This is a genomic window from Streptomyces sp. NPDC079167 (assembly GCF_040686735.1).
Classification (GTDB): domain Bacteria; phylum Actinomycetota; class Actinomycetes; order Streptomycetales; family Streptomycetaceae; genus Streptomyces.
On the sequence record NZ_JBFBLO010000012.1, the window covers coordinates 15,847 to 31,312 of the forward strand.

Here is a 15,466-nt window from a genome sequence, read left to right on the forward strand (position 1 = left end):
CCACGGCCGGAGCTGTCAGACCCCACCTATACGGTGACGCCATGGCTGCCCGTACGAAATCCGCGAAGGACCGCCCGTCCTACCGCTGCACCGAATGTGGCTGGACGACGGCCAAATGGCTCGGCCGCTGCCCCGAGTGCCAGGCCTGGGGGACGGTCGAGGAGTTCGGCGGCGCCCCCGCGGTCCGGACCACGGCGGCCGGCCGGGTCTCCACCGCCGCGGTGCCGATCGGCCAGGTCGACAGCCGGCAGGCCACCGCCCGCTCGACCGGGGTCGGAGAGCTGGACCGGGTGCTCGGCGGGGGGCTCGTCCCCGGCGCCGTCGTGCTGCTCGCGGGCGAGCCGGGGGTCGGCAAGTCGACGCTGCTGCTGGACGTGGCCGCCAAGGCGGCGAGCGACGACCACCGCACCCTCTACGTCACGGCCGAGGAGTCCGCCAGCCAGGTGCGGATGCGGGCCGACCGCATCCGGGCGATCAACGACCACCTGTACCTGGCCGCCGAGACCGACCTCTCGGCGGTTCTGGGGCATCTGGACGCGGTCAAGCCGTCGCTCCTCGTCCTCGACTCCGTGCAGACCGTCGCCTCGCCCGAGATCGACGGCGCGCCCGGCGGCATGGCGCAGGTCCGCGAGGTCGCGGGCGCGCTCATCAGGGCCTCCAAGGAGCGCGGCATGTCGACGCTCCTGGTGGGCCATGTGACCAAGGACGGCGCGATCGCGGGGCCCCGCCTCCTGGAGCACCTCGTCGACGTGGTGCTGTCCTTCGAGGGCGACCGGCACGCCCGCCTCCGGCTCGTGCGAGGCGTCAAGAACCGGTACGGCGCCACGGACGAGGTCGGCTGTTTCGAGCTGCACGACGAGGGCATCACGGGACTGGCCGACCCCTCGGGGCTCTTCCTCACCCGCCGTGACGAGCCCGTCCCCGGCACCTGTCTGACGGTCACCCTGGAGGGCAAGCGGCCGCTCGTCGCCGAGGTGCAGGCGCTGACGGTCGACTCCCAGATCCCTTCGCCCCGGCGCACCACCTCCGGCCTGGAGACCTCCCGGGTCTCGATGATGCTGGCCGTCCTCGAACAGCGGGGCCGGATCAGCGCGCTCGGCAAGAGGGACATCTACAGCGCGACGGTGGGCGGCGTGAAGCTCACCGAACCGGCCGCGGACCTCGCCATCGCCCTGGCACTCGCCAGTGCGGCGAGCGACACACCGCTGCCGAAAAACCTCGTCGCGATCGGTGAGGTGGGCCTCGCCGGGGAGGTCAGGAGGGTGACCGGGGTCCAGCGCAGGCTGGCGGAGGCGTACCGTCTCGGGTTCAAGCACGCCCTGGTTCCGAGGGACCCGGGACAGGTCCCGGCCGGCATGAAGGTCACGGAAGTGGCCGACATGGGCGACGCTCTGAGAGTCCTTCCCCGCCGCTCTCGGCCGGACGGACCACAGGAGGACGGCGCACGCCGGTAGACTTTGCCCTGGTCTCGCCCGCCCGTACGAACGGTACGAGGGACGCAAGGGCACCGCCGACCTGTGACCGGAGGAGTGCAGTGGCAGCCAACGACCGGGCAGCATCGCCCGGAAAGTCCGGCCAAGGCACGGGGAACGAGGCGCTGATGCGCGCCTCGTTGAGCGCGGTCGCGCCCGGAACGGCCCTCCGCGACGGTCTGGAGCGCATCCTCCGCGGCAACACCGGCGGCCTGATCGTCCTCGGTATGGACAAGACCGTCGAATCCATGTGCACCGGCGGTTTCGTGCTCGACGTGGATTTCGCCGCGACGCGCCTGCGTGAACTGTGCAAGCTGGACGGCGCGATGATCCTCGACAAGGACATGACGAAGATCCTGCGGGCCGGTGTGCAGCTGGTCCCGGACGCCTCCATCCCCACAGAGGAGACGGGCACCCGCCACCGCACTGCGGACCGGGTCTCCAAGGCCTGCGGCTTCCCCGTGGTGTCGGTCTCCCAGTCGATGCGCCTGATCGCGCTGTACGTGGACGGGGAACGGCGGGTCCTGGAGGAGTCCTCCGCGATCCTGTCCCGCGCCAACCAGGCGCTCGCCACCCTGGAGCGGTACAAGCTCAGGCTGGACGAGGTCGCCGGGACGCTCTCCGCGCTGGAGATCGAGGACCTGGTCACGGTCCGGGACGTGACGGCCGTCTCGCAGCGGCTGGAGATGGTACGCCGCATCGCTACCGAAATCGCCGAATACGTCGTGGAGCTGGGCACCGACGGCCGCCTCCTGGCCCTCCAGCTGGACGAGTTGATCGCGGGCGTGGAGCCGGAGCGCGAGCTGGTCGTCCGCGACTACGTGCCCGAGCCCACCGCGAAGCGCTCCCGTACGGTCCCGGAGGCGCTGGCCGAGCTGGACACGCTGACCCACACCGAGCTGCTCGAACTTCCCGTGGTGGCACGGGCACTGGGCTACAGCGGCTCGCCGGAGACGCTGGACTCGGCTGTCTCCCCGCGCGGGTTCCGGCTGCTGGCGAAGGTGCCGCGGCTCCCCGGGGCGATCATCGAGCGGCTGGTGGAGCACTTCGGCGGCCTGCAGAAGCTCCTCGCCGCGAGCGTGGACGACCTCCAGGCCGTGGACGGAGTCGGCGAGGCACGGGCGCGGAGCGTCCGGGAGGGCCTCTCGCGGCTCGCGGAGTCCTCGATCCTGGAGCGGTACGTCTAGGACCTTCCGACGGAACCACGCAGGGCCCCGCCGGACGACGTTCCGGCGGGGCCCTGCGGCGTTCGTTCCCGGTGGGGACCGGCCGCGCCGTCAGTCCTTGGCCAGGACGAACGAGGCGCGCTGGACGGACTCACCCGGGACCTCGGCCTCCAGGAGATAGGTCCCCGGGCCCGCGGACCGGACGGGCGGTGTCGCGCACGAGGGCGCGCTCCCCTTGCGGTCCCACTCCACCACGTGGACGACCGTCGTTCCCGCCGGGACCCGCAGGAAGAGGGCGCCGCCGGGCTTCGGACAGTCCTTGGAGGACCACACCTGGTCGTCGTCCTCGCCGGCCTCGGTGATCGTGAGCACGGCGTTCTTCGGGCCGAAGTCGGCCTTGCAGTCGGCGGCCGAGGTGTTCCTGGCGCTCAGCCGGAACTCCGGCTTGTCGTCGGGGCCGAAGCTGATCTCCGTCTTCAGGCTCAACTGCAGCACGGCGGGGGTGCAGTTGGGGAGCGGTGATCCGGCGGGTACCTGCTGACCACCCGTGCTGCCGGCGGTTCCGGCGCCCGACGCGGAGCCGCCCGATCCAGTGCCCGCGCCCGTGTCCCCGCCGGTGTCCGATCCTCCGGCGCCGCCCGTTCCCGTCCCGGTGCTCCCGCCGCCCGACCCGGAGCCCGCGCCCGTACCGGAGTCGTCCGACTCGTCGCGTCCGCCGGGGGGTTGGCCGGTGACCGGGCCGGAACTCGAGGGTCCGGGGGTGATGGACGGGGCGGGGCCGGAGCCTCCGGGCTTCCCGTCGTCCTTCCCGCCGCCGCTGCCGCCACCCGAGGTGACAGCCCATGCGACCAGGGCCGCGAGCAGCGCGATCACCAGCACCGCTACTGTTCTCCGTCGCCAGTAGATGCTGGAGGGAAGCGGCCCGACCGGATTGCGCATAGAACCCACGGACCGAACTGTACGAGAGATCCAGGCCAACTCCGGCCCCCAACCGCCGCTCTGATCGACAAGTTTTCCGGATCATCATCCTGGAGCGGCCGTTACCGGGGCGCTTCCGTCCGCTTTGCACCGGCTCGGCCCCGTCCGCCCCGCTCGAAGGGTCAGAACGGGTGGCGTTATCACTCCCTGAGCGCTCTACCGGGCCGACACCCCCGTAGCCGTGCCCGATGTCCCGCCTTCCGTGCCAGGATCGGGGGTGCGATGACTGCCACGACTTCGACACAGACGCCCCCCGCCTCCCTCCATGCCCCCGTCATCGGGTGGTTCGAGCAGCACGCACGCGATCTGCCCTGGCGCCGCCCCGACGCGGGTGCCTGGGGTGTGATGGTGAGCGAGTTCATGCTGCAGCAGACCCCGGTGAACCGAGTCCTGCCGGTCTACGAGCAGTGGATGGCCCGCTGGCCGCGCCCGGCCGACCTGGCCGCCGACGCACCGGGTGAAGCCGTCCGCGCCTGGGGCCGGCTCGGCTACCCCCGGCGTGCGCTCCGCCTGCACGGGGCCGCGCAGGCGATAACGGAACGCCACGGCGGCGACGTGCCGAGCGAGCACGGCCAGCTGCTCGCACTGCCCGGCATCGGGGAGTACACGGCCGCGGCCGTGGCCTCGTTCGCGTACGGGCAGCGTCACGCCGTGCTGGACACGAATGTCCGCAGGGTGTTCGCCCGGGCCGCCACCGGCATCCAGTACCCGCCGAACGCGACCACCGCGGCCGAGCGCAAGCTCGCCCGTGCACTGCTCCCGGAGGAGGACGAGCGCGCCGCGAGCTGGGCGGCGGCCACGATGGAACTCGGCGCACTCGTGTGCACCGCGAAGAACGAGGACTGCACGCGCTGCCCGATCGCCGGGCAGTGCGCCTGGCGGCTGGCGGGCAAGCCCGCCCACCAGGGTCCGCCGCGCCGCGGCCAGACCTACGCCGGCACGGACCGGCAGGTCAGGGGGCGGCTGCTCGCGGTGCTGCGGGACGCGGTCACACCGGTGCCGCAGTCGGCGCTGGACGCGGTGTGGGAGGAGCCCGTGCAGCGGGCGCGCGCCCTGGACGGGCTCGTCGCCGACGGCCTGGTCGAGCCCCTGGCGAACGGCCGGTACCGGCTGCCCCTGACCTGACCGCGCGCTCCGGCGGACCGGGCTGTCCAGCGGCTGTTACACAACCGATGGACAGCCGTGCGTCCGCGTACGGCTGCTCCGCACACCCTCGTGACAACGCCTCCGTAACGTCACCGGACGTCGGACGGGACCACCCGGCCGACAGCGGTACACGGGGATCCACGGGGACGGAGGCGGTTGTAATGGCGCAGGGCGAGGTGCTCGGTTTCGAGGAGTACGTACGGACCCGGCAGGACGCGCTGCTGCGCAGTGCGCGGCGGCTCGTCCCCGATCCCGTGGACGCGCAGGACCTGCTCCAGACCGCCCTGGTCCGCACCTTCGGCCGCTGGGACGGCATCGCGGACAAGTCCCTCGCCGACGCCTATCTGCGCCGCGTCATGATCAACACGCGTACGGAGTGGTGGCGGGCCCGCAAGCTCGACGAGGTCCCCACCGAACAGCTCCCCGACGCGAGCGTCGACGACGGTGCCGAGCAGCGGGCCGACCGCGCCCTGCTCGTGGACGTCCTCGGGGTGCTGGCTCCGAAACAGCGCAGCGTCGTCGTGCTGCGACACTGGGAGCAGATGAGCACGGAGGAGACCGCCGCGGCGCTCGGCATGTCCGCCGGCACGGTGAAGAGCACGCTGCACCGTGCTCTGGCGCGTCTGCGCCAGGAGCTGGAGGACCGTGCGGCCCGGAGCCGCGAGGCCGAGGGGACACCGGCGCGGATACCCTCGCAGCGGAACGGGCGTCACGACGAGCGGGGGCGGGAGCGGTGCGCGGCCTGACGGGCAGCAGAGAGGGCAGGAGGCCCGGCCGCGGAAGACTCCGGGGCGGCGGCCTCGCGGCGGGGAGCACGGCGGTGGCCGGGCTCGCCGCCTTCGGGCTGTTGTGCGCCGGCTGTTCGGCCGGCGGCACGGGCACGCGTGACGAGGGACCGGCGAGCACCCAGCAGGTCGCCCGGGCCACACCGTCGAGCGCGGCGGCGCCCAGCGGGACGGCGAAGCCCTCCCCGCGGGTCAACGCCGTGATGCTCGTCAAGGGCGACCCGAAGGTGAGCCGGCAGCTCAAGGACGACCTGAAGCCCTGCACCGGGGACGAGTACCCGGTCGACACCTCGTACGGCTCGCTCACCGGCGGCCCGGAGAGCGATGTCGTGGTCAACGTGATGACCTGCGGTGACTCGGTGGGGGTCGGGACGTATGTCTACCAGCGGCGGGAGGACGGGACGTACGGGAACGTCTTCGCCGCCGAGGTGCCGGCCGTGTACAGCACCATCGACCGGGGGGACCTGGTCGTGACGACGCAGGTGTACGGGTCGAAGGACTCGGTCGCGTACCCCTCGGGCGAGGACGTCATCACGTACCACTGGGCCGCGGGCCGGTTCACCGAGACCGACCGGGTGCACAACGATTTCAACCGGGCCGTCGGCAGCGGGGAGGGCGGACTTCCCGCACCGCAGACGGCGCAGAACTGAGAGCCGCCCGCAATGGCCGATACCCATGTCCTCTTCGTCGAGGACGACGATGTCATCCGTGAGGCCACCCAGCTCGCGCTGGAGCGGGTCGGCTTCACGGTCACCGCGGTGCCCGACGGCCTGCTGGGCCTGGAGGCCTTCCGGGCGGACCGTCCGGACATCGCGCTGCTCGACGTGATGGTGCCGGGCCTCGACGGGGTCAGTCTGTGCCGGCGCATCCGCGACGAGTCGACCGTTCCCGTGATCATGCTGTCGGCGCGCGCCGACGCGATCGACGTGGTGCTCGGCCTGGAGGCGGGGGCCGACGACTACGTCACCAAGCCGTTCGACGGGGCGGTGCTCGTCGCCCGCATCCGCGCCGTGCTGCGGCGCTTCGGCCACGCCGCCGGCACGGGCGGGACACCCGCCGGAGCCGGTGGCGGCCAGGACGAGTCGGGCGGAGTGCTGGTCTTCGGCGACGTGGAGATCGACACCGAGGGCATGGAGGTACGCCGGGGGGGCGCACACGTGGGCCTGACACCGACGGAGATGCGGCTGCTGCTGGAGTTCTCCTCGTCGCCCGGCACCGTGCTCTCCCGGGACAGGCTGCTGGAGCGGGTCTGGGACTACGGCTGGGGCGGGGACACCCGCGTCGTCGACGTCCATGTGCAGCGGCTGCGCACCAAGATCGGGCAGGACCGGATCGAGACGGTCCGCGGCTTCGGCTACAAGCTGCGCGCATGAGGCGGCTGGCGCTGCGGACCGGTGTCCGCTGGAAGATCAGTATCGCGATCGCCGCGGTCGGCGCGCTCATCGCGCTGGCGCTGAGCCTCGTCGTCCACAACGCCGCCCGTGTCTCGATGCTGGAGAACGCGCGCGAGGTGCAGCTGGAGCGGCTGCTGTTCGCCCAGCGGCTGTACGAGGCGGCGAACACGAAGAAGCCGTCGCCGAAGTTCGGCGCGAAGATCAACGACCCGTCGCTGCCGGCGAGCCTGCGCCGCCAGATCCGGGACAACCGGCGCGCCACCCATGTCGACGAGTACGAGGACGGGGTGCCCGACGTCTGGGCGGCCGTCCCTCTGGCCAACGGTGACGTCCTGTCCCTGCACACCCGCTTCGCCGACCGCAGCGCCACGATCATGGGCGACCTGGACAGGGCCCTGATCATCGGCTCGGTCTCCGTCGTCTTCGGCGGCTCCGCGCTGGGAGTCCTGATCGGCGGCCAGCTGTCCCGGAGGCTGCGCAAGGCGGCGGCAGCGGCCGGCAAGGTCGCCCAGGGCAATACGGAGGTGCGCGTGCGGGAGGCCGTCGGCGGGGTCGTGCGGGACGAGACCGACGAGCTGGCGCGGGCGGTGGACGCGCTCACGGACGCGCTGAACGAGCGGATCGAGGCGGAGCGCCGGGTGACCGCCGACATCGCGCACGAGCTGCGCACCCCGGTGACCGGGCTGCTCACGGCGGCCGAGCTGCTCCCCCCGGGGCGGCCCACCGAGCTCGTACGGGACCGGGCGCAGGCGATGCGGACCCTGGTCGAGGACGTCCTGGAGGTGGCCACGCTGGACGGTGCGTCGGAGCGTGCCGAGCTCCAGGAGCTGCAGCTCGGCGAATTCGTCAGCCGGCGGGTCCGGCTGCTGGATCCGGAGATCACGGTGCGGGTGGTGCACGAGTCCTGGGTGTCCACGGATCCGCGGCGGCTGGAACGCATCCTGGGCAATCTGCTGGGGAACGCCGCCAAGCACGGGGCGGCCCCGGTCGAGGTCACGGTCGAGGGCCGGGTGGTGCGGGTCCGCGATCACGGGCCCGGGTTCCCCGAGGCGCTGCTGCGGGAGGGGCCGAGCCGGTTCCGTACCGGGAGCAGTGACAGGTCGGGGCGCGGGCACGGCCTGGGGCTGACCATCGCCGCGGGGCAGGCGCGGGTGCTGGGGGCGAGGCTGACGTTCCGCAACGCGGGGCCCGGCGGGGGCGGGGACACCGGGGGTGCGGTCGCCGTGCTGTGGCTGCCCGAGCACGCGCCGACGAACACCGGGAGCTTCCCCATCCTGCGGCAGGCGGAATCGGGCTGACGGGACAGGGGCGGGCCCCCGGGGAGACGGTTCCTCCCCGGGGGCCCGCCCCTGTCAGGTCCGGCTCAGGCGCTCTGCGGCGCCTTGGCCGCCGCGGGCCGGGCGGACGCGGGCCCGTCGCCGTCCGAGGGGGCGTCCGGCTTCACCGTGCCGCGCAGCGGGACCTCCTTGACGAACAGCGCCGCCACCAGGGCCAGGATCGCGACCGAGCCGCCCACCAGGAAGGCGATGTGCGTGCCGGATGCCACCGCGTACTCGTACGCCTCGCGCATCGCGTCGGGCAGCTTGGCCAGGCTCGCCGCGTCCAGCTGTGCGGACTTCTCGGTGGCGCCCCCGCCGCCGCGTGCGGTCATCTCGTCCTGCACCCGGCCGGTGAACAGGGCGCCCATGATCGCGACTCCGAAGGAGCTGCCGAGCGTGCGGAACAGGGTGGTCGTGGACGAGGCGACGCCCATGTCCTTGAGCTCGACGCTGTTCTGGGCGACGAGCATGGTGATCTGCATCAGGAAGCCCATGCCCGCCCCGAGCACCGCCATGTAGATGCCGGACGTCAGGCGCGTGGTCCCGGTGTCCATGCCGGCGAGCAGGAACAGACCGGCGACCATCAGGAGGCTGCCGACGACCGGGAAGACCTTGTACTTGCCGGTGCTGGTGGTGATCCGGCCCGCGACCAGCGAGACGATCATCATCGCGAGCAGCATGGGCAGGAGCAGCAGTCCGGAGTTGGTCGCGGACGCCCCCTGCACCGACTGCTGGAACAGCGGCAGGAAGAGCACCGCGCCGAACATCACGAAGCCCGCCATGAAGCCGACCACGGACATGAGGGTGAAGTTGCGGTTGCGGAAGATGTGGAGCGGCACGATCGGTTCGGCGGCCTTCGTCTCGACGAAGAGGAAGCCGACGAGGGAGGCGACACCGAGGGCGACGAGTTCCATGATCACGGCCGAGCTCCAGGCGTACTCCGTACCGCCCCAGGTGGTGACCAGCACGATCGCGGTGATGCCCACGGTGAGGAGCGCGGCGCCCAGGTAGTCGACCTTCGCCTTCCGCCGCTCCTTGCGGGGCAGGTGCAGCACGGCGGTGACCATGGCCAGCGCGACGGCGCCGAGCGGCAGGTTGATGTAGAAGCTCCAGCGCCAGCCCAGGTGGTCGGTGATGGTGCCGCCGACCAGGGGTCCGCCGATCATGGCGACCGCCATCACGCCGGCCATCATGCCCTGGTACTTGCCGCGCTCCCGGGGCGGTACGAGATCGCCGATGATGGCCATGACGCCCACCATGAGGCCGCCCGCTCCGAGACCCTGGACGGCCCGGAAGCCGATCAGCTGGCTCATGTCCTGGGACATTCCGCTCAGCACCGAGCCGATCAGGAAGATCACGATGGACGTGAGGAAGATGCCCTTGCGCCCGTACATGTCGCCGAGCTTGCCCCAGATGGGCGTCGAGGCCGCGGTGGCCAGGGTGTAGGCGGTGACCACCCAGGACAGATGCTCCATTCCGCCCAGATCGCCGACGATCGTGGGCATCGCGGTGCCCACGATCAGGTTGTCGAGCATGGCCAGCAGCATCGCGATCATCAGCGCGAGGACCACCACCCGGACACTGCGCGGTTGTGGTTCCGCTTTCCCGCCCGCCGTCGCCTTCTTGAACTCTGCCATGCCGTCCGCTCCCCTGATCCCCTGATGCGCTGTCTGCCGCCGATCCGGCACTTACTTGCCGCCCGGCTAGTTGGCTACACTGAGGAAAAGTAGACCCGTAACTAGCCGGGCGTCAAGTAAGTTTTGGGAGAGTCGCATGAGCAGCACGCCGCAGCCGCGCCGGGGTAACACCCGCCAGCGCATCCAGGACGTCGCTCTGAAGCTCTTCGCCGAGCAGGGTTACGAGAAGACCTCGCTCCGCGAGATCGCCGAGCAGTTGCAGGTCACCAAGGCGGCGCTGTACTACCACTTCAAGACCAAGGAAGACATCCTCATCAGCATCTTCGAGGATCTGAACAGGCCCGTCGAGGAGCTCGTCGCCTGGGGCCAGGAGCAGCCTCGCACCCTGGAGACGAAGAAGGAGATCCTGGTCCGTTACAGCGAGGCGCTCAAGGCGGCCGCGCCGCTCTTCGTCTTCATGCAGGAGAACCAGGCGACGGTGCGCGATCTCAGCATCGGCCACACCATGAAGCACCGGGTCGTGGCCCTGGTCGACCTGATCAAGGATCCCGAAGCCCCGCTCGCCGACCAGGTTCGCTGCTTCACCGCGCTCTTGGCGATGCACGCCGGGATGATGGCCCTCAAAGACGCCGAAGGCGACCCCGACGAGAAGCGCGAGGCTGCTCTCGAGGTCGCCTTCGAGCTGGTGACCAAGGCCCATGACCCGGGGCCCGCCGCCTAGCGGCTACGGGGTGTGCGCGTCAGACCTTGACGTGCACGGACTTCAGGTACGAGACCGGGTCGAGCGCGGAACCGTAGTTCGGCGAGGTCCGGATCTCGAAGTGCAGGTGCGGACCGCTGGAGTTGCCGGTGTTGCCGGACCTGGCGATCTCGTCGCCCGTCGTCACGCGGTCGCCGACGTTGACCTCGATCTTCGACAGGTGCGCGTACTGCGAGTACTTGCCGTTGGCGTGCTTGATCACGATGGCGTTGCCGTACGCGGGACCGTCGCCGCCGCCGTTCGGGCCGGCCTTGACGACCCGGCCGGTGTGCGCGGCCTCGACCTTGGTGCCGATCGGCACCGCGAAGTCCTGGCCGGAGTGCTTGCTGGCCCAGCGGTCGCCGCCGGTGCCGTAGGTGGCGCTCAGCACGTAGTGGTCGACCGGGGTCTCCCACGAGGCGGCCTTCTTCTTGGCCGCGGCCTTCTTCTTGGCGGCCGCCTTCTTCTCGGCGTCGGCCTTCCCGGCCTTGTCGGCCTTCGCCTTGGCGGCGGCCTTGCTCTGGGCGGTCGCCTGCTGGGCGACGGAGTCGGCAGTGGCCGCGCCGGCGAGGGCCGCGGTGTCCGCGGTGCCCGTCGTGCCGGACGCGAACGCCGCGCCCGCGCCGAACACCATCGACGCACCCAGGCCGGCGGCCACGACGGCGCCACTGACGCGAGGCATGGACGGGCGGCGGGAGTGCTGGAACGTAACGCGCTTCGACATGCGGGGAGAACCTCCGGGGTGACTGGACCCGGTGCTCGACCGGGCTTGCTCCACCTTGGTAACCCGCGCCCCCCAGAACACTCAAACACCCCATCTACGATCAAAAGCCGTAGCCGAGGGGGCGGGAATTCATCGCGGCGACCGCCTCGGAGACAGTGGACGATCTTCGGTATCTTTTCCGCGAAGCAGGTTTAACCCCAGTTCCAAAGGCGCCCTTACAGGACACGTACCGGCAATACGGTCATATTCACCCAAACGCCGAAGGACTCCCTGGCGGCGGGCCGAAGGTCCCAAGGCCGGCCACCCCGGGTTCTCCGAACCCGCCTAGTAGGCCTCCGGGGGCCTGTGCGCCTTGTCACCGCCGGTGGGCCGGAAGCCTGCCCGTTTCGGGACCTTCGGCCCCCACCCTGGCTACGCTGTCCGGGCACACGCCCAGCACTCCGGGGGACAGATGGACGACGACACCACCCATGACCTCGACGGCATCGAACTCGCCGACGCCGTCGAGTCGATCCGCAACCAGCTCGTCGACGCGGCGGCCCGCGCCACCGGCAGGCCCCTCGCCTTCTCCGTCGGCGACATCCAGATGGAGTTCACGCTCGAACTCCGCAGGGAGCACAAGGCAGGCGGCAAGGTGAAGGCCTGGGTCGTCGAGGCGGGCGCCGACACCTCCCGCTCGACCGGCCGCACCCACAAGGTCGGCTTCACTCTGACCCCGCACAACGCCGCTTCCGGCGAGGCGTGGGAGATCGGGGACGACGAGTCGGGGAGCACCGCGCACTTCGGTGGCAGCGGCACGGCACGGCCGTGAGGGCGCTTCAGCCGGCAGACCGCACGGTCGTCGTCTCCGGCGCCCTCCAGGGCAGCGGGGTGCTGCTCACCGATCGGCTGGTGCTCACCTGCGCCCATGTGGTCAAGAGCGGCAACAGGTGCCACCTCGCGCACCCGGACGTCGCCGGCCCGGTGCCGGCGACGGTCGCCTGGATCGACCACGACCTCGACGTCGCCCTGCTCCAGACCGCGAGCCCGGTCCTTGCGGTGGGCCCGGCCCGGCTCGGCCTGGTGGACACCCGGCAGGCGATGGCCGACTGGATTTCCCCGCATCCAGCGGTACGGCGCCGAGAAACACGCGGAGGCGGACCAGTACACGGCGACGGTCCTGCCCATGGCGGGCCGGATGCGCGACCTGCTTGTCTGCGACCTGGACGGGCCACCGGTCAGCCCGTCCGACCAGGAGCTCTCCGTGCTCGCGGGGCTCTCCGGCGGGCCCGTCTTCGCCGGGGACGTCCTGCTCGGTATCGCCCGCCAGGTCCCCCGGCAGCGGGGCAGCAGGCGGGTCGAATGCGTACCGCTGGGCGCCGTACTCACCGCGAAGCCGTTCCGGCTGGTCTACGAACAGAGCGGCCCCCGGCTCCGCCACGAGAAGGTACACGGGCACTTCCCGCGGGACCTCCGGTACGAGGAGGAGTACGCGGCCGCCGTCGGCGCCGCCTACCGGCGTACGAAGATCTTCGGCCTGGACGAGCTGGACCGGCACGACTCGGAGTGGGACCTGGACACGGCCTATCTGAGCCTGGAGGCGCAGTCCCAGGCGAATCCCGCCCCCGGGCCCCAGCGCGTCGACGCGCTCCTCGCCGACCGGCACCGGGTGCTGCTCCGGGGCGACGCGGGTGCCGGGAAGACGACTCTCCTGTGGTGGCTGGCCGCCCATGCGTCGGCCCGCACCCTGAGCGATGCCCTGGAGCCGCTCAACGGCATGGTCCCCTTCGTCGTCCCGCTGCGGACACTCCGCGCCCGGGGCAGCACCTTTCCCGGCCCCTTCCGGCTGCCCGGCGCGGCCGGCCTGGTGGTCGACTCGGCCCCCGACGGCTGGGCAGGCCGGGTGCTGGAGGCGGGCCGGGCGCTCCTGCTGGTGGACGGTCTGGACGAGGTACCGCCGGAGGAACGGGAGGAGGCCCACGCCTGGCTGTCGCAGCTTCTGCGGCGCTACCCGGAAACCCGCTGCGTCGCCACCGTCCGCCCGCTGGCCGTCGAACCGGACTGGCTCGGATCAGAGGGTTTCGAGGAACTGCGACTGCTGCCGATGCGGAACGAGGACATCCAGTCGTTCGTGACGTCCTGGCACCGGGCTGCGCGGCTGGTCGCGGAGGAGGAGGACCAGGTGGGACTGGGAGAGCTGGAACGCGGCCTCTCCCGCCAGTTCACACAGAACGCCACCCTGAGGGACCTGGCCCGGACCCCGCTGCTGTGCGCGGTGATCTGCGCCCTGCACCGGCGCCGCGAGGGCCTTCTGCCGGAGACCCGGTGGAAGCTGTACCGCTCCGCGCTCGAAATGCTGCTGGGCCACCGCGACCGCCGCCGCCGCATCGACGGCCCCGAGGGCATCGACATGGACGTCGAGGAGCACACCCAGCTCCTCCAGCGCATCGCCGTGTGGCTGGTGCGCGAGGGCCAGTCCGAGTTCACCCGGGAACAGGCGCTGAAGCAGCTGGACCGGGCCCTGCCCGGAATGGACCGGGTGAGCGCACAGGGCCCGGCGGACAGGGTCCTCACCCATCTCCTCAACCGCAGCGGCCTCCTCCAGGAGCACACCGACGACACCTACCAGTTCGCGCACCGCACCTTCCAGGACTTCCTCGCCGCCAAGGAACTCGTCGAGGACGACCACCTCAAGGAGCTCCTCGGGCACGCCGGCGAGGAGCAGTGGCAGGACGTGATCCTGCTGGCAGCCGGGCACTGCGGGCGCAGGGAGCTTCCCCTGCTGGTCGAGGGGCTGCTGGAGGCTGGACTGACCCGCGACGAGGGCTCACAGGCGCGTACGGACATCCACGTACTGGCAGCACTGTGCGAGCAGCACGCCACCTGGCTGGACAGGACCGTACGCGAGCGGGTCCGGCGGAGCACGGCGGCCCTGTTCCCCCCGGCCGACCGCAAGCAGGTGACCGCGCTCGCGCGGCTCGGGGCGGTCGCGCTCACGTTTCTCCCCGCACCGCGGAGTGTGTCCACCGACGACCCGACCACGGCGCTGGTGGTGGACCTGATCGGCGAGATCGGCGGAAGCGACGCGCTTCCGTACGCCCGTGACTGGGCTCGCCTGCACCCTGGTCTCGGCGGGCGTTTCACGCGCACGTGGAGCCACTACTCCGCCGACGAATACGCCCGCGAGGTACTGGCCCTCTGTGATCTGCGGAGTTCAGTGGTTCCGGTGCGGGACAGGGACGCGTTGAGGGCACTGCGTCACCTGCCGTCCGTGGACTTCCTCGCGCTGAGCGCGGACGCGACCGACGCGCAGTTGCGTGAGGCACTGGAGGAGAAGCAGCTGGGGCTCGTCATGGTCCACAGCAACGCGTACGCCAAGGGTCTGACCTGGCTGACCAGCTCCGCGGCGTCACTGATGTCCCTGTCCCTCGCCCGGTGCCCCGCGCTTCAGGACCTCGACGCACTCGCGGAACTGACGACCCTCAAGGTCTTGATCCTGAACGTTCCGCTGCTGCCGGCCGAACGGCTCACACCTCTGGCCCGAGTCTCCAAGCTGGCCTCGCTGAGACTCACCAGCAGCGTGGACAGGCTGAGCCGGATTCCCGCCTGCGCCTCGGTCAGCAGGCTCGCGGTGAAGAGCCTGCTACCGCTCGCCCTCGACAGCCTCGACGACTGGCCGTTACTCACCGACCTGACGGTCTCCGCACCGCGCGTGCTCGACCAGGCGCTCGCCCAGCTCCGCGCCCACCCCAGGATCACAGGGCTCGGGCTCACCGCGTTCCCCTGGGCGGACCTGCCGGGCACCGTCCAGGCCGTTCCCACCATCGAGACCCTGACCGTTCAGGCGCCGCCCTCCGGGGAGGACGTGGGATGTCTGCGCGAAATCTTCCCAGCGGTCACCCGTCTCACCCTCAGCAGCTCCGCACAGGGCGCGCCCCTGGACCTGACCCCGCTGCACGACTGGCCCGGACTACATGTCGCGGTCGCCGGAGCTCATAAGCCCTCGCTCGTCGGAGCGGAGGAACTGGGCAGCCGGCTGGACATCGAGACGTACTGAACGGAAAGGGGCTGCCCCGGACCGAAACCGGTCCGGGGCAGCCCCTTGTCGACGCTCAGGCGCTACGCGC

General features: G+C 71.4%; 13 protein-coding genes and 1 pseudogene. 11 read left to right on the plus strand and 3 right to left on the minus strand.

What is annotated here, in order from left to right; translation table 11 throughout:
• Window positions 1-41: 41 nt before the first annotated feature.
• The gene (gene radA, locus AB0P41_RS24725) at window positions 42-1,454 is read left to right on the plus strand and encodes a DNA repair protein RadA (protein ID WP_104786887.1); all 1,413 of its coding nucleotides are present in this window, start codon (window positions 42-44) and stop codon (window positions 1,452-1,454) included.
• Between the two features lie 80 nt (window positions 1,455-1,534).
• Window positions 1,535-2,659, plus strand: coding sequence for a DNA integrity scanning diadenylate cyclase DisA (gene disA / locus AB0P41_RS24730; RefSeq protein WP_356713772.1), 1,125 nt, complete (start codon window positions 1,535-1,537; stop codon window positions 2,657-2,659).
• A gap of 90 nt (window positions 2,660-2,749) precedes the next feature.
• Here the strand turns inward: disA and AB0P41_RS24735 are convergent, their stop codons facing one another.
• Window positions 2,750-3,577, minus strand: a complete 828-nt coding sequence (locus AB0P41_RS24735; protein ID WP_365934382.1) for a hypothetical protein — start codon at window positions 3,575-3,577, stop codon at window positions 2,750-2,752.
• 261 nt (window positions 3,578-3,838) lie between these two features.
• Between AB0P41_RS24735 and AB0P41_RS24740 the strand changes: the two genes are divergently transcribed.
• The 5 genes from AB0P41_RS24740 (at window position 3,839) to cseC (ending at window position 8,239) form a co-directional block, all read left to right on the plus strand.
• Window positions 3,839-4,741 carry an A/G-specific adenine glycosylase gene (locus AB0P41_RS24740; protein ID WP_356713773.1) on the plus strand — a complete coding sequence of 301 codons (903 nt, stop codon included), beginning with the start codon at window positions 3,839-3,841 and terminating at the stop codon, window positions 4,739-4,741.
• A gap of 182 nt (window positions 4,742-4,923) precedes the next feature.
• A complete protein-coding gene (locus AB0P41_RS24745; RefSeq protein WP_356713774.1) occupies window positions 4,924-5,508 on the plus strand; it encodes a SigE family RNA polymerase sigma factor in 585 nt (194 codons plus the stop codon).
• A gap of 74 nt (window positions 5,509-5,582) precedes the next feature.
• On the plus strand, window positions 5,583-6,197 hold the full coding sequence (locus AB0P41_RS24750; RefSeq protein ID WP_356713775.1) for a hypothetical protein: 615 nt from the start codon (window positions 5,583-5,585) through the stop codon (window positions 6,195-6,197).
• 12 nt (window positions 6,198-6,209) lie between these two features.
• On the plus strand, window positions 6,210-6,920 hold the full coding sequence (gene cseB, locus AB0P41_RS24755; protein WP_365934236.1) for a two-component system response regulator CseB: 711 nt from the start codon (window positions 6,210-6,212) through the stop codon (window positions 6,918-6,920).
• Window positions 6,917-8,239 carry a two-component system sensor histidine kinase CseC gene (cseC, locus tag AB0P41_RS24760; protein WP_365934237.1) on the plus strand — a complete coding sequence of 441 codons (1,323 nt, stop codon included), beginning with the start codon at window positions 6,917-6,919 and terminating at the stop codon, window positions 8,237-8,239. Before cseB ends, cseC begins: the two co-directional genes overlap by 4 nt.
• A 65-nt stretch (window positions 8,240-8,304) precedes the next feature.
• Here cseC and AB0P41_RS24765 read toward each other — a convergent pair whose 3' ends face one another.
• A complete protein-coding gene (locus AB0P41_RS24765) occupies window positions 8,305-9,897 on the minus strand; it encodes an MDR family MFS transporter (RefSeq protein ID WP_356713778.1) in 1,593 nt (530 codons plus the stop codon).
• Between the two features lie 136 nt (window positions 9,898-10,033).
• Between AB0P41_RS24765 and AB0P41_RS24770 the strand changes: the two genes are divergently transcribed.
• The gene (locus tag AB0P41_RS24770) at window positions 10,034-10,618 is read left to right on the plus strand and encodes a helix-turn-helix domain-containing protein (RefSeq protein ID WP_356713779.1); all 585 of its coding nucleotides are present in this window, start codon (window positions 10,034-10,036) and stop codon (window positions 10,616-10,618) included.
• Window positions 10,619-10,637: 19 nt separating this feature from the next.
• Here AB0P41_RS24770 and AB0P41_RS24775 read toward each other — a convergent pair whose 3' ends face one another.
• Window positions 10,638-11,360: a M23 family metallopeptidase gene (locus AB0P41_RS24775; protein WP_356713780.1), complete on the minus strand. Its 723-nt coding sequence runs from the start codon at window positions 11,358-11,360 to the stop codon at window positions 10,638-10,640.
• A gap of 451 nt (window positions 11,361-11,811) precedes the next feature.
• Here AB0P41_RS24775 and AB0P41_RS24780 point away from each other — a divergent pair, with 451 nt between their 5' ends.
• The 3 genes and pseudogenes from AB0P41_RS24780 (at window position 11,812) to AB0P41_RS24790 (ending at window position 15,396) form a co-directional block, all read left to right on the plus strand.
• On the plus strand, window positions 11,812-12,171 hold the full coding sequence (locus AB0P41_RS24780; protein ID WP_356713781.1) for a trypco2 family protein: 360 nt from the start codon (window positions 11,812-11,814) through the stop codon (window positions 12,169-12,171).
• Window positions 12,172-12,269: 98 nt separating this feature from the next.
• Window positions 12,270-12,362: pseudogene (locus tag AB0P41_RS24785) on the plus strand (hypothetical protein); the annotation flags it as partial.
• A gap of 175 nt (window positions 12,363-12,537) precedes the next feature.
• Window positions 12,538-15,396, plus strand: coding sequence for an NACHT domain-containing protein (locus tag AB0P41_RS24790; protein ID WP_365934240.1), 2,859 nt, complete (start codon window positions 12,538-12,540; stop codon window positions 15,394-15,396).
• The last annotated feature ends 70 nt before the right edge of the window (window positions 15,397-15,466 follow it).

Bases quoted from the DNA above. Each gene is read 5' to 3' on its own strand.
- radA (WP_104786887.1), top strand. From the start codon at position 42: ATGGCTGCCCGTACGAAATCCGCGAAGGACCGCCCGTCCTACCGCTGC.
- AB0P41_RS24735 (WP_365934382.1), bottom strand. From the start codon at position 3,577: ATGCGCAATCCGGTCGGGCCGCTTCCCTCCAGCATCTACTGGCGACGG.
- AB0P41_RS24740 (WP_356713773.1), top strand. From the start codon at position 3,839: ATGACTGCCACGACTTCGACACAGACGCCCCCCGCCTCCCTCCATGCC.
- AB0P41_RS24745 (WP_356713774.1), top strand. From the start codon at position 4,924: ATGGCGCAGGGCGAGGTGCTCGGTTTCGAGGAGTACGTACGGACCCGG.
- cseB (WP_365934236.1), top strand. From the start codon at position 6,210: ATGGCCGATACCCATGTCCTCTTCGTCGAGGACGACGATGTCATCCGT.
- cseC (WP_365934237.1), top strand. From the start codon at position 6,917: ATGAGGCGGCTGGCGCTGCGGACCGGTGTCCGCTGGAAGATCAGTATC.
- AB0P41_RS24765 (WP_356713778.1), bottom strand. From the start codon at position 9,897: ATGGCAGAGTTCAAGAAGGCGACGGCGGGCGGGAAAGCGGAACCACAA.
- AB0P41_RS24770 (WP_356713779.1), top strand. From the start codon at position 10,034: ATGAGCAGCACGCCGCAGCCGCGCCGGGGTAACACCCGCCAGCGCATC.
- AB0P41_RS24775 (WP_356713780.1), bottom strand. From the start codon at position 11,360: ATGTCGAAGCGCGTTACGTTCCAGCACTCCCGCCGCCCGTCCATGCCT.
- AB0P41_RS24780 (WP_356713781.1), top strand. From the start codon at position 11,812: ATGGACGACGACACCACCCATGACCTCGACGGCATCGAACTCGCCGAC.
- AB0P41_RS24790 (WP_365934240.1), top strand. From the start codon at position 12,538: ATGCGCGACCTGCTTGTCTGCGACCTGGACGGGCCACCGGTCAGCCCG.